Source organism: Flexibacter flexilis DSM 6793, from assembly GCF_900112255.1.
Classification (GTDB): Bacteria; Bacteroidota; Bacteroidia; order Cytophagales; family Flexibacteraceae; genus Flexibacter; species Flexibacter flexilis.
In genome coordinates, this window is record NZ_FOLE01000003.1 from 114987 (window position 1) to 129397 (window position 14411).

Here is a 14411-nt window from a genome sequence, read left to right on the forward strand (position 1 = left end):
AGTAATCAAAATATTTATTTGATTGTCAAGGTTTTGCCTATCGGAATAAAGAATAGCTCCTTTTTGGCATGTGCCGCACGAAGTTTGGCTTCTTGGTGATCTATCTGAATGTACGGGAACGTGTCGTAGTGCATCGCAATTACGCGGTTTGTTCCTGCCCAGCCTGCTGCAATCATGGCATCGCCTACGCCCATCGTAAAGTTGTCGCCGATTGGCAAGAATGCAAAATCTATTTTGAAAAGCTCTCCGAGCAACTTCATGTCCGAGAACAAAGCCGTATCGCCACTATAATAAAACGTATGGTCTGCCGTATTTACGATAAAACCCGCCGCTTCGCCTGCATACGTGCCATCTGGCAAGCTGCTCGAGTGCACGGCCTGAAACATACGCACCGAACCAAATTCGAAAGGCCATTTACCACCAATATTCATGGGATGTACTTTCTCTACGCCTTTTGCCTTAAACCATTCCGTAATTTCAAAGCTCGAAATAATGGTAGCTCCTGTGCGCTTGGCAATAGCTTCTGCGTCTGCCATGTGGTCCCAATGCCCGTGAGAAATAAGAATATAGTCTGCCTCTATTGTGTTTATATCAATATTTTTAGCCAATTCGTTTGGCGTAATGAAGGGGTCAAACAAAATTTGGTAACCGCCAATATTTACACCAAAACAAGAATGTCCGTAATATGTAATATCCATAAAATATTAGGTATGTTTTTCTGGGGCATAAAGGTACATCTTTCGCACCACAATAGGCAAATATCGTGAAAAAAAGTTACCCAAACACTTTATACTCGAAGTATTTTAATGTTTGACCACCGTTTTTTTTACTAATCTCAATTACAGCGTTTAATGGTTATCTGATTTATTCCTATAAATTTGCGCATACCAAACAATCAATTTTTTAATCCCTTACAAAACCAATTTAATAAAAAAATGGCTGCACAATACGACGTTATTTTGATAGGAAGCGGGCCTGGTGGCTATGTTGCCGCTATTCGCGCCTCTCAACTGGGCATGAAAGTTGCCATCGTAGAACGTGAAAATCTTGGCGGTATCTGCCTTAACTGGGGCTGTATCCCGACCAAAGCTCTTCTAAAAAGCGCACAAGTTTTTGAATATATCAAACACGCCAAAGACTACGGCATCAATGTGGGCAGCGCAGAAGCGGACTTCGGCGCGGTTATCAAACGCAGCCGCGATGTGGCCAACGGCATGAGCAAAGGTGTTAGTTTTTTGATGAAAAAAAATAAAATTGACATCATCGACGGCTTCGGCAAAGTGAAAGCAGGCAAAAAAGTAGAGGTAGAAAAAGACGGTAAAAAAACCGAATATTCGGCCAAACACATCATTATTGCCACGGGCGGACGCGCACGCCAATTGCCTAATGTGCCTATCGACGGACAAAAAGTAATTGATTATCGCAAAGCCATGACACTCGAAAAACAACCAAAATCTTTGTTGGTGATTGGTTCGGGTGCTATCGGCGTGGAGTTTGCCTACGTGTACGCCGCAATGGGTACGAAAGTTACCATCGTGGAATTTATGCCAAATATCGTTCCCGTAGAAGACGAAGATATTTCTAAAGAATTGGCCAAACACTACAAAAAATTGGGCGTGGATATTCACACCAATTCGAGCGTAGAAAAAGTGGACACGTCGGGCAGCGTAGCCAAAGCCACCGTAAAAACACCAACAGGCGAAATCACCATCGAAGCGGAAGTAGTGCTTTCGGCGGCTGGCGTGGTAGCCAACATCGAAAATATCGGCTTGGAAGAGTTAGGTATTAAGGTAGAAAAAGGCAAAATCGTAACAGACGATTATTACCGCACCAACGTAGATGGCGTTTACGCTATCGGCGACGTAACAAAAGGTCAGGCATTGGCGCACGTGGCTTCTGCCGAAGGCATTTTGTGTGTGGAACATATCGCTGGCCTACACGTAGAGCCAATCAACTACAACAATATCCCAGGTTGTACGTACTGCTCGCCAGAAATCGCTTCGGTGGGCTATACCGAAAAAGCAGCCAAAGAAGCAGGCTATGAAGTGAAAGTGGGTAAATTCCCGTTCTCGGCTTCAGGCAAAGCCAAAGCGGCTGGTCATTCGGACGGTTTCGTAAAAGTGATTTTTGATGCTAAATATGGCGAATGGCTTGGCGCACACCTTATCGGTGCCAACGTTACGGAAATGATTGCCGAAGTGGTAGTGGCGCGCAAACTCGAAACTACTGGCCACGAAATTATTAAATCTGTACACCCGCACCCAACCATGTCGGAAGCGATTATGGAAGCTGCTGCCGCTGCTTACGGTGAAGTAATACATTTATAATTTTCTGTATTTCAATAAAATACCAAACGCACCGACAAGCCGCCGCAAGCTGTTTTGTCGGTGCGTTGCTTTTTCACTTATCTTTGCGCCGATAACCCCACAACCCGAAACCTTATGCGTTGGGTGCGTGTTGTTTCTTTGAGTAAAAAAACGCACTTCAAAACTAATTTGTAGCATTTATCCCGAAAAGGCAATTTTGCCGCCCTTACGATTATGGCTATTTCCACCACAACACATACTGCCGCATTTGATGTAGCAAAAGTTCGCGAAGACTTCCCGATTTTGCATCAAAGCCTCAACGGCAAACCGCTTGTTTATTTCGACAATGCGGCCACCACTCAAAAGCCGCGCACGGTCATCGACGCGATTTCGCATTATTATCAAAACTATAATGCCAATATCCACAGAGGTATCCACACGTTGGCCGAAAAAGCAACCGCCGAATACGAGCGTACACGCCAAACGGTTCGCGCTTTTATTGGTGCGGCGCACGCGGAAGAAATTATTTTTACGCGCGGCACGACCGAAGGCATTAATTTGGTAGCTGCCACTTATGGCCGCCAAAACCTCAAGGCAGGCGATGAGGTAATCGTTTCGCACATGGAGCATCACTCCAACATTGTGCCTTGGCAAATGCTTTGCGAGGAAAAAGGCGCGACGTTGCGCGTAATTCCAATTACGGATAGCGGCGAATTGGTGTTGGAAGAATATGCTAAATTACTTTCCGAAAAAACCAAAATTGTGTCGGTGGTTTTTGCTTCTAATTCATTAGGGACAATCAACCCGATAGCCGACATTATCCGTCAGGCGCACGCGGTCGGGGCTAAAGTTATGATAGATGGCGCACAAGCTACTTCGCACTTAGACGTTGATGTACAGGCCATTGACTGTGATTTTTATGCGTTTTCGTCTCATAAACTCTACGGCCCAACAGGGATTGGGGTTTTGTATGGCAAAAAAGAATTGTTGGAAGCCATGCCACCGTATCAGGGCGGCGGCGAAATGATTAGCGATGTGAGTTTTGCACGCACTACTTACAACGATTTGCCTTACAAATTTGAAGCAGGCACGCCTAACATTGCCGATACTATCGCTTTGCGTGCGGCCATCGAATACATTAACCAATGGGGAAAACCTGTTATTGCGCAATACGAAGACAGTTTGTTGCAACACGCAACAACACGCCTACAAAACATTGATGGCGTGCGACTTATCGGGACGGCCAAGCACAAAGTAAGTGTTAATTCGTTTGTGGTGGACGGTATTCACCCTTTCGATTTGGGTGTAATGCTCGACGCGAAAGGCATTGCGGTTCGCACTGGCCAACACTGCACACAGCCACTCATGGAACGCCTGTGCATCGAAGGAACTTCTCGCGCCTCGTTTGCGCTGTATAACACCATCGAAGAAATTGATTATTTTGCCGATTGTTTGGAAGCCATCGTGCGCAAATACCGTTAGTTTTTTACTTTTTTACGAAATAAACAACAATGCAACACCGTTCTACGCCCAAAGTTTCGATATTGGTAGCCGCCCGTAACGAAGCACATTGCATAGAACGGTGTTTGTTGTATCTCTCGCGCCTCGATTACCCAACCGACGCGCTGCAAATCCTTATCGGCAACGACGATTCCACAGACCAAACGGCGGAAATTATTGCCCGATTTATTCAAGACAAACCTCATTTTCAGTTAATTAATATTACCCAAAATATAGGCTTGGCCAAAGGTAAAGGCAACGTGTTGGCACAATTGGCACAGCAGGCTACAGGCGAATATTTTTTGTTTACGGATGCCGATATTGCCGTACAGCCGCATTGGGTGCAAGCCATGCTTGCGGGCTTTGACACAGAAAAAGTAGGTGTAATCAATGGGCTTTCGACCATCAGCGGCACGCCACTGTTGGCGCGTATGCAGGCCATTGACTGGCTGGCTAACTTGCTGATTATTTGGCTTTTGTCTTTAATAAAAATCCCGATTACGTCGATGGGCAACAACATGGCCACTACCGCCAAAGCCTATCGCGCTACGGGTGGTTACGAAAACCTGAAATTCTCCCTCACAGAAGATTATCGTTTGTTCAAAGCCATTTTGGAACAAGGTTTTGAATTTCGGCAACTCATGTCGCCTAAATGTGTGGCTGTTTCCTTGCCCATTACGACCGTAAAAGGCTGGCTCGTGCAGCGCAACCGCTGGATAACGGGAGCTTGCGAAGGCGGTTGGTATTATCAACTGTTGGTGTGTGGGTTGGCGGCACTTTACGTGGCGGTTTTTGCGTTATTTTGGTACGCACCTGTGCCGATGTTTCTTTTTTGGGTAACTAAATATTTTATCCAAAATCTTGTCATTATTGGGCTGCTGGGGCGTTTGCGGCAAAAACATTTGTGGCGTTGGGTTTGGTTTTACGAAATCTACGCTTTTGTTTTTACAGGAATGCTTTTTGCCTATCATTTTGGCAACCGCAAGGGCGTAGAATGGAAATCTCGCCAATATTAACCTGCATAAATAACTGATTTTAAGGCTTATATCATACGAATTGTCCCGATGCCAGAGGCCGAATTTGAGCCGCCTTCATGGAGAAAAATAACTAATTTTATGCGCTTTATTTCATAGAAAATATTGCTTAATTGATTTATATTCCGAACTTGCCCCAATAATTGGTATTATACTTTTTGTACTATTTTTTTAATAAACCAATGAAAATCAGACCTTTTATTTTGTATTTTGCGGTGGTTGTGGGCTTGCTGGCGGCTTGTTCGCGCAACACCATTGAGATTTCTAAGCGCAATTTTGAGCAAGAAATCGAACAGCAACAAAATTTGGTTTTTACGTTTAACCAAGACGTAGCCAAAGACTCATTGTTTAACCTCTGGGACACGACGCAATACGTGCATTTTGAGCCTGCCGTGCGTGGGCGTTTTCGCTGGACAGCCGCCAACGAACTAACTTTTTCTCCCGAAATTGGCTTTGCCGCTGGCACGGACTACAAGGCCACACTTACGCCGCTCATTAGCCAACTGACCACGTCCGAAGATGGCAAGTTGAGTGTAAGCAGTGAAACAATGGCATTTCATACGCCATATTTGAACCTGACGGGAACAGATATTTTTTGGAATAAAGCCGACGATGGCAAAATCGAACTGCGCTTTAACCTGCATTTCAACTACAAAGTAAATCCTGTGGAGGTGATGCGCCTTTTGAGCATCGAAATAGACGGTAAAAAGCTGGCCGCCACGCCCAAAAGTAGCGTAATTAGCGAAACGGTGGAGGTAGTCGTAAATCCCGCCAACGCGCAGGACATCGACGAAAAAGCCATCAAAATTAGCGTAGAAAAAGGCCTGAAATGTATAGAAAGTGGCCACGTGAGCAACGAACCCATCACGCTGGAAACGACAGTGCCGTCGCGTGCCGACTTGAGCATTATGCAAGTAGAAGCTCAATACGAAGGTGAGCAAGGTTATTTGCATATCGTTGCCAATCAGGGACTTGACGTGCGAAACGCTGCCCAATATATTCAATTTGAGCCAGCCGTAAAATTCACAGTTGAGGCGTTGGAATATGGTTTTAATATCAAAGGCAATTTTAATTCGGCTATCAATTACGAACTTACCATTTCGGAAGGTTTGCGCGGAATTTTTGGCGGCACTTTGCGCAAAGAATTGCAACAAATGGTTGTGTTTGGTCAGCCCGAACCCGCCATTAATTTCACGGAAGCCAAAGCCATTTATTTGAGTTCGAAGGGCGAGAAAAATGTAGCTGTGAGCATTGTTAATGTTCCAAAAGTCAATATTCTTTTATACAAAATTTACGAAAATAACATTTTGCAGCACCTGCGCAACACGGGGCTTTTGTATGGCGGAACAGAATATTTTGATGGCTACGGTAGCTTTGAAGATTACGGCGATTTGGTGATGAGTCGCGAAGTGGCTACCAAATCCCTGAAAAAAGATGCAAACGGTCGTTATTTGGTGAACTTGGATTTTGCCGACAACAACAATTTCAAAGGAATTTATGTGCTAAAAGTGCAAGACACCGAAAACCAATACAATGGCGCACAACGCACGATGGCCGTTTCGGACGTGGGTTTGATTGCCCGCGAAACGGATAATCGCATTGTGGTTTTTGCAAATTCCTTGCTGACGGCCAAACCATTGAAAGAAGCTGAAATTACGCTTGTCAGCACCAACAACCAACAAGTTTATAAGGTCAAAACCGACGAAAATGGTATGGCAGTGTTTGATAACATTCGCCGCAAGGCCGCAGGTTTCCGCACGCAAATGCTTACGGCGCGTTACGAAAACGAGTTCACGTACATGCACTTGCAACAAACGGCTACCGACAAATCGCGCTACGAAGTGGACGGAATGTACGAGAATGCTTCTGGTTATCAAGCTTATATCTACGGCGACCGCGACATTTATCGCCCATCGGAAACCATGCACTTCAACGTGATTTTGAGAAATGAAAAATGGCTTGCGCCCGAAAAATTGCCTGTGAAGTTTAAAGTAACCTTGCCCAATGGCCGCGAAATGCTCACGCAACGCGCCCAACTCAACGCGCAAGGCGCATTTACGGCAGACGTGAAATTGCCAGATGCCGCCGTAACGGGTACTTATAACGTGGAAGTGCTGACAGGCAACGACGTAATTCTTAACTCACAGGCTATCAGCGTGGAAGAGTTTATGCCCGACCGCATTCGCGTAAACGTGGTGGCCGACAAAGAAACGGTACGCCCCGCCGAAACTTTCAGTATTAAGGCCACAGCCGCCAATCTGTTCGGGACGAATGCCGCAGGCCGCAACTACCAAACGGAACTGACTTTTAGCCGCGAAAATTTTGCCCCAAAAGGCTACGAAGATTATAAATTTAACATCGAAGGGCTGGACAACATGACTTTTGCGTCGCAATACCACGAAGGTAAAACCGACGACAATGGCGAGTTTGAACAGTCGTTCAGTGTACCAGCCGAATTTGAGGCCAGTGGCTTGCTCAAAGGTCGCATTTACACGACGGTTTTTGATGAAAATGGCCGCCCTGTAAATCGCATTACGCAAGTGTCCGTGCCGACGCAAAACGTTTTTGCTGGTATCAAATATTTTGATAGCTACGTGGACGTAAACAAATCGTTGCTGGTGCCTATCGTTGCCCTGAACGAAAAAGGCAAAGGCGTAAGCACAACGCTCAACGTGGCCGTAATCAAATACGAATGGTATTCGGTGGCGCAAGAAAGTTATTCGGGTTCAGGCTTCCGCTACGTTTCGCAACGCAAAGAAAAAGTAATGTTATCGCGTAGCATGGCCGTAAATGGTGGCGGTAGCACGTCGTTTGCTTACGTTCCTGCCAGTTCGGGCGAATACGAAATTCGGGTGTACGCAGGCGACTGGAACAGATACGTGGCGCAGTCGTTTTATGCTTACGGCTTTGGCTACACCAGCAACACTTCTTTTGAGGTAAATAAAGAAGGTAACATTGATATTGCTTTTGATAAAGAAAGTTACAAAATCGGTGAAAAAGCAGACATTTTGTTCAAAACGCCATTTGCGGGCAAAATGTTAGTAACCGTAGAGCGCAACCAAATGTATGAGCATTTTTGGTTGGAAACCGACAAAAAATCGGCTAAACTCTCGCTTCCTATCGAAGAAAAACATTTGCCAAATATCTATGTTACAGCGACTTTGTTCCGACCTGTGGACGATGGCTCTATGCCTATCACGGTAGGGCATGGCTTTAAGTCGGTGCGCGTAACCGACCCCGAAACGGAGTTGCCTGTGAGCATTGAGGCGGTGGCGCAAGCCAAATCGAACAGCCGCCAGAAAATTACGGTCAAAACCGAAAGCGGCGGCGAACCTGTGGAAGTAACTATCGCTGTGGTGGACGAAGGTATTTTGCAATTGAAAAATTATAAATCGCCGAATCCGCACGATTTCTTTTTCCGTAAACGCGCCTTGCAAGTAAACAGTTACGATATGTACGCGGTGGTTTTCCCTGAGCTAAAAGCGCACAAAAACAGCAAAGTGGGCGGCGACGGTTACGACCTTTCGCGCCGCGTAAACCCACTGACCAACAAGCGTGTAAAACTCATGGCTTACTGGAGTGGCCAACTCAAAACCAATTCGGACGGCGAAGCCTCATACACGATAGACATACCGCATTTTTCGGGTGAGTTGCGTGTGATGGCCGTGGCGTACAGAGGTAGAGCTTTTGGCGCAGCCGAAAAACCGATGAAAGTGGCCGACGATTTGGTATTGTCTTCGTCGTTGCCGCGTTTCTTGAGTCCAGCCGACGAAGCGGTAGTTCCCGTAACATTGAGCAACACCACCAAACGCAGCCTCAATGTGGCCGTGTCTTTGGCGGCCAGTGGCGCGGTGCAAGCCGACGGCGAAACCGCTCAAACCGTTGGTATTGAACCAAATAGCGAAAAGCAAGTTTTCTTTAAAGTAAAAGCAGCCAACCAAGTAGGCCAAGCCAACGTACAAGTAACGGCACGCGCCGCAGGTCAGACTTTTACCGAAAAAACAGATATTACGGTAAGGCCTTCGGCTTCGCTGAACAAAAAGAATTTTTCGGGTGTGTTGGCCGCAGGCAGCAATGCTAATTTAGATTTTGGAACAGATTATTTGCCTAATTCGGGCGCGGGTTCGTTGCTGGTGAGTGCTTCGCCTTTGGTGCAATTCTCCGAAAACCTCAACAGTTTGTTGCAATATCCGTATGGCTGTGCCGAACAAACCGTTTCGGCGGCGTTTCCGCAGATTTATTTCCAAGAAATAGCCAAGACTTTGTATAAGAAAAATCCGAAACAATACGCGGCCATGCCGAGCAGCAACCCGAACTACAACGTACAAGAAGCCATCAATAAACTGCAAAATATGCAGCTTTACGACGGCGGCATTAGTTACTGGTCGGGTGGTGAGCAGTCGCAATGGTGGGCTTCGGCGTATGCGGCGCATTTCTTGATAGAAGCCCGAAACGCTGGTTTTGAGGTGAATACAAGCACTTTAGACAAACTTTTGAGCTATTTGGGACAAAAAGCCAAAGCCAAAGAATTGGAGAAATACAGCTATTATACGGAAAGCAACCAACGCATTATCAAAAATATTGCGCCAAAAGAAATTGCGTACTCGCTGTACGTGTTGGCGTTGGCAGGCCGCCCCGACGTGCCGACCATGAACTATTACAAAGCCAACAAAGCACTTTTGGCCATCGACAGCAAATATTTGTTGGGCGCGGCTTACTTGCTGGCTTCCGACCAAATCTCTTACAAAACGGCCTTGCCTTCGGCTTTCGTGGGTGAACGTTCGGTGGCTGCCAACGGCGGAAGTTTCTACTCGTTTGTACGCGATGAAGCGATTTCGTTGAGCTGTTTGGTAGATGTGGACGCAAATAATCCGCAAATCCCGATGATGGCCAGACATTTGGCCGTCGAACTCAAACGCGACCCGTATTTGTCCACACAAGAAAATGCTTTCGCGTTGTTGGCCTTGGGCAAATTGGCCAAAAAAGCCGCCAACAGCAAAGCAACCGCCAGCGTAAACGCCAACGGAAAAACCTTAGGTAATTTTGCGGGTTCGGATTTGTGGTTGGATAAAGGTGTTTTGGGTAAAATGCTTAATATCAGCACATCAGGCAAAGGGCAAGTGTATTATTTTGGAGAAATGTCGGGTATTCCTGCATCGGGACAAGTGAAAGAAGAAGACAGTTATTTGCGCGTGCGCCGCAGTTTTTACGACCGCAACGGCAATGTGCTTTCGGGCAATACTTTCCGCCAAAACGATTTGATTGTGGTAAAAATCACGGTGAGTACTACGGATAGAAGTCGTGTAGAAAACATTGTATTGACGGATATGTTACCAGCAGGTTTTGAGGTAGAAAACTCGCGTTTGAGCACTTCTACGGAATTGGCTTGGGTAACAAATGCTTCTATTCCTGACCATCTGGACATCAGAGACGACCGCGTAAATATTTTCACGGATGCCTACGGCTCAGAACGCACTTATTACTATGTGGTGCGTGCCGTTTCGCGTGGCAAATTTGCGCTGGGTGCGGTGAGTGCCGATGCCATGTATGACGGCGAATATCATTCGTACAATGGTGCGGGTACTATCGAGATTGTAGAACGCGAGGCGATGCCTTAACCAAAATATTTCGTTTGATAAATAACAAAAAGCGTAGGTCGTTCGGAGGCCTACGCTTTTTTGTTTGTATTAGAAAAATTGCCTAAAACTTATTGGGCTTTACTTTTGGAGGCCAACCATTTTCGGACAGGAATATCATACAATTTTAGACAAGCGTAAGCAATTGTAATGGATGCCAATAGCACTAATATTCCCACTGGCCAAGCATCTTGAATCGACAATTTGTTGTCCACCACCCACGCCGAGAAAATATAAATAAGTGGATAGTGGGTAATGTAAATAGGGTAAGAAATATCGCCTAAAAATTGAGAAATAGACCGTTGCCAACCACTTTCTATTGTGCCATTCGCTCCAATGTAAATGATGAGTGGAAAAATAAAAATAATGACAAAAGCCTCGTACAGACCATTTTGCCAAACATTTTCTACTTGCCCGATTCTTGGCAGCGCAAGCACCAATAAAAGTAACACACCACTCCATACAAACGCGTTACGGATTTGGTGAGGTTTGAAATATCTTGAAAGAAGCAAGCCCGCAAAAAAAGGAAACAACAAACGCGTAAGTCCTACATGTATTTGCGTTGGATCTAAAGCCCAGCCGCCGATTACATCGCCATTGGGACTGGTGACTGTCAGGTGAACAAGTGCGCAAGCGGCCAAAAAAGTTAAGACTATTAGCCATTTGGTAGCGGTTTTGCGAAGAACGAAAGCATACAAAATATTGGCTACGTATTCATAAAACAGCGACCACGCAGGGCCGTTGAGCGGGTGCATTTCTGTCCAGCCGCGTATGTCCAGCGACAAGGGCACGGGAATAAGCGTAAAGCCAATGAGCATGATAAGTAATAATTTCCAAACAGGAACGCTGCTTATCAACGGAAAAAGAACTGGCGAGGCACTAAAATAAAAGCCGATTGCGCCGATAATCATTCCGACTACAATCATGGGATGTAGGCGGATGAGGCGTCTTTTGAAAAATTCGCGGAGTGTCATTTTCTGCCAACGGTCGTCGTAAGCATGGCCAATCACGAAGCCCGACAACAGAAAGAAAAAGTCAACGGCAAGATACCCGTGATTGATGATTTGTAAGGCGTGGTTGCCACCCGAAAAAATCTCGAAAATGTGAAATATCACGACCGTGATGGCTGCGATACCTCTCAAACCGTCGAGGATTTCGTAATGATTCTTAGAATCAGAAAAAATGTTTGAAGAATTCATCTTAATACTTTAGGGGTTAATTAAATTAATAGGTAAAGTATTTGAGGTGAATTTTTATAGGATTGCAATACTGCAACAAAAGTAAAGCCATTGTCTGAATATACAAATTTGGGCTTATGCAAAATCTAAATGTTGGCGGCTTTATAGCCAAAGAAATACGGTGCTAATCCTTTCGAATAAAATTATTTTTGAGAAGAATCATTGTAAAATCTTAGGTAACCTGCTACATTGCGGCTGTTTAAATTAAGTCTAAATAAGCCATGAGTCAGCCATCATCACCCAAAAGTATCGCCGATTTGAAAGTAGGCCAAAAAGGTCGTATCAATGCGTTTACAGATGCCGAAATGTCGCTAAAACTACTCGAAATGGGCTGTTTGCCTGGTAGTGAAGTGTCGGTGGTCGGGCTTGCGCCTTTAGGCTCTCCTATGTGTATAAATGTATCGGGTTATAATCTTGCGCTACGTCGCGAGGAAGCCGCTACTATCTTGATTCAGTGAGTTTTACGAAATGGCCAATACTTCTAATAAATTAACCATTGCGTTGGTGGGAAACCCTAACGCAGGGAAATCGTCTTTATTCAATTTACTGACGGGCTTGCATCAAAAAATTGGGAATTTTCCAGGGGTAACTGTGGAGAAAAAAGTAGGCGTGGCGCGTCTGTCCGACACGCAAACGGCTACGATTATCGACTTGCCTGGCACGTACAGCCTTTACCCAAAATCGCCTGACGAACAGGTGGTTTATGATGCACTGAGCAACACCAAAGACGAACTTTATCCTGATGTGGTCGTGGTGGTGGCCGATGCCTCCAATCTTAAACGTAACCTATTGCTTTTCACCCAAATACACGACTTGGGTTTGCCTGTGGTGTTGGCTTTGAACATGATAGACGTTGCCGAGAAAAAAGGTATTCGCATTAATCTCATAGAGCTTGGCAAACAGTTGGGCGTGCCTGTTACGTCCCTGAATGCTCGTAGTGGCGCAGGCGTAACAGAGCTTAAAAATATTCTGCAAAAAGAAATTTCTTGTCCCCAAAAATCATTTTACGAAGTACACGACCAAGCACCAGAAGTAGTGGAGGCTTTGCGCCAAAAATTTAGCTTGGCCAATGATTATCAGGCGTTTCAGTTGGCGCATCAGTACAAAACTTCGATGGCCATTTCTGACCGCGAACGCCAATTTGTAGAAGAAATCACGGTGCAACATGGCTTTCAAAACCTCTCTTTTCAGGCTGCCGAAACCATTGCCCGCTACGAAGTAATTAACCGCTTGGTTACGCCTTGTGTAACGAAAGTAACGCCGCCGCGCCCTGAATGGAGCAATCGCTTAGACGCGATTCTGACGCATCGGGTAGGGGGCTATGCGATTTTCTTGGCGATTTTGTTTGTGATATTTCAGGCCATTTTTGCTTGGGCAAGTTACCCCATGGATTTGATAGATGGTGGTATTGCCTCGCTAAACGAATGGCTACAAGCCAATTTGCCCGAAGGCGTGCTTACGCGTTTGCTTACGGAAGGGCTTATTGCGGGGCTTGGCGGTGTGATTATTTTTATTCCACAAATTGCTATGCTTTTTGCTTTTATCGCGATTTTGGAAGAATCGGGCTATATGGCGCGTGTCATGTACATCATGGATAGGCTCATGCGTCCGTTTGGCTTGAATGGTCGTAGTGTTGTGCCGTTGATTTCGGGGGTGGCTTGCGCCGTACCTGCGATTATGGCCACGCGCAGCATCGACAACTACCGCGACCGCCTCATTACGATTATGGTTACGCCGCTGATGAGCTGTTCGGCACGTATCCCGATTTTTACGGTGCTGATTGCCTTAGTTGTTCCCGAAAAATATTATTTGGGCGTGCTTAATCTGCAAGGTATCGCGCTAATGGGCTTGTATTTGTTGGGTTTTGTATCGGCGATTGTGTCGGCATGGATTCTGAAAAATATTATCAAAAGCAAACAACGTAGTTTCTTTATCATGGAACTGCCTTCTTATAAAATTCCGCGTTGGCAAAACGTAGGTTTTACGATTTTGGAAAAAGTAAAAGCCTTTGTGTTTGAAGCTGGTAAAGTAATTGTAGCGATTTCGATTGTGCTTTGGGTGTTGGCTTCGTATGGGCCAAGCGACCAAATGCAAAAAGCTGAAGTACAAGCCATTGCGCAAGCTCAACAGCAACAACTTAGCCCTGAACAACAAGATAATTTTGTGGCTTCGGCCAAACTGGAAAGTTCGTATATTGGGCATTTTGGCCGCTTCATTGAGCCTGCTATTCGTCCGTTGGGCTACGACTGGAAAATCGGTATTGCCCTGATTACCTCGTTTGCAGCGCGTGAAGTTTTCATCGGGACGATGGCCACTATTTACAGTATCGGCAGCGACGCAGACAACGAAGACACCATCAAACACCGAATGCAAGCCGAATTAAATCCTGCCACAGGCCAACCCATGTACACGCCTGCGCTGGCTTTTTCGCTGCTGATATTTTATGTATTTGCCATGCAATGTATGAGTACGATTGCCATCGTGTATCGCGAAACAAGGGGCTGGAAATGGCCTGCGATTCAGTTTGTTTATATGACGAGCTTGGCGTATTTGGGTAGTTTCTTGGTCTATAACCTTTTAAAATAAATAACCTGTTAAATTATATTTTACTAAAATCCCTCACGCAACAGATTGTGTGGGGGATTTTTTTGAAGTTGCGCGGCCTTTTTGCGGTAAAGATTTCACGCCTACGGCGTT

Annotated in this window: 8 protein-coding genes; 6 read left to right on the forward strand and 2 right to left on the reverse strand. The window is 45.6% G+C overall.

Annotation, left to right across the window (positions count from 1 at the left end; all coding sequences use genetic code 11):
- Positions 1–14: 14 nt before the first annotated feature.
- Positions 15–698, reverse strand: coding sequence for a metal-dependent hydrolase (locus BM090_RS06920; protein WP_091509814.1), 684 nt, complete (start codon positions 696–698; stop codon positions 15–17).
- Between the two features lie 237 nt (positions 699–935).
- On the opposite strand from BM090_RS06920, the gene lpdA reads away from it, so the two are divergent.
- From lpdA to BM090_RS06945, 4 genes are all read left to right on the forward strand, one after another.
- Entirely contained in the window at positions 936–2327 is a 1392-nt protein-coding gene (gene lpdA / locus BM090_RS06925; RefSeq protein WP_091509817.1) for a dihydrolipoyl dehydrogenase, read from the forward strand.
- A 213-nt stretch (positions 2328–2540) separates the two neighbouring features.
- Positions 2541–3788 (forward strand): cysteine desulfurase, encoded by a 1248-nt coding sequence (locus tag BM090_RS06935; RefSeq protein ID WP_091509824.1) that lies wholly within the window; start codon positions 2541–2543, stop codon positions 3786–3788.
- A gap of 29 nt (positions 3789–3817) precedes the next feature.
- On the forward strand, positions 3818–4822 hold the full coding sequence (locus BM090_RS06940; protein ID WP_091509828.1) for a glycosyltransferase: 1005 nt from the start codon (positions 3818–3820) through the stop codon (positions 4820–4822).
- Positions 4823–5022: 200 nt separating this feature from the next.
- Positions 5023–10458 (forward strand): alpha-2-macroglobulin family protein, encoded by a 5436-nt coding sequence (locus BM090_RS06945; protein WP_091509831.1) that lies wholly within the window; start codon positions 5023–5025, stop codon positions 10456–10458.
- An 89-nt stretch (positions 10459–10547) separates the two neighbouring features.
- Here BM090_RS06945 and BM090_RS06950 read toward each other — a convergent pair whose 3' ends face one another.
- Positions 10548–11675, reverse strand: coding sequence for an acyltransferase family protein (locus BM090_RS06950; protein WP_091509836.1), 1128 nt, complete (start codon positions 11673–11675; stop codon positions 10548–10550).
- Between the two features lie 260 nt (positions 11676–11935).
- On the opposite strand from BM090_RS06950, the gene BM090_RS06955 reads away from it, so the two are divergent.
- Both BM090_RS06955 and feoB read left to right on the forward strand, forming a co-directional pair.
- The gene (locus BM090_RS06955; RefSeq protein ID WP_091509838.1) at positions 11936–12172 is read left to right on the forward strand and encodes a FeoA family protein; all 237 of its coding nucleotides are present in this window, start codon (positions 11936–11938) and stop codon (positions 12170–12172) included.
- Between the two features lie 10 nt (positions 12173–12182).
- Entirely contained in the window at positions 12183–14300 is a 2118-nt protein-coding gene (gene feoB / locus BM090_RS06960) for a ferrous iron transport protein B (protein ID WP_091509842.1), read from the forward strand.
- Positions 14301–14411 lie beyond the last annotated feature (111 nt).

Coding starts and splice junctions, on each gene's coding strand:
- BM090_RS06920 (WP_091509814.1), bottom strand. CDS start 698: ATGGATATTACATATTACGGACATTCTTGTTTTGGTGTAAATATTGGC.
- lpdA (WP_091509817.1), top strand. CDS start 936: ATGGCTGCACAATACGACGTTATTTTGATAGGAAGCGGGCCTGGTGGC.
- BM090_RS06935 (WP_091509824.1), top strand. CDS start 2,541: ATGGCTATTTCCACCACAACACATACTGCCGCATTTGATGTAGCAAAA.
- BM090_RS06940 (WP_091509828.1), top strand. CDS start 3,818: ATGCAACACCGTTCTACGCCCAAAGTTTCGATATTGGTAGCCGCCCGT.
- BM090_RS06945 (WP_091509831.1), top strand. CDS start 5,023: ATGAAAATCAGACCTTTTATTTTGTATTTTGCGGTGGTTGTGGGCTTG.
- BM090_RS06950 (WP_091509836.1), bottom strand. CDS start 11,675: ATGAATTCTTCAAACATTTTTTCTGATTCTAAGAATCATTACGAAATC.
- BM090_RS06955 (WP_091509838.1), top strand. CDS start 11,936: ATGAGTCAGCCATCATCACCCAAAAGTATCGCCGATTTGAAAGTAGGC.
- feoB (WP_091509842.1), top strand. CDS start 12,183: ATGGCCAATACTTCTAATAAATTAACCATTGCGTTGGTGGGAAACCCT.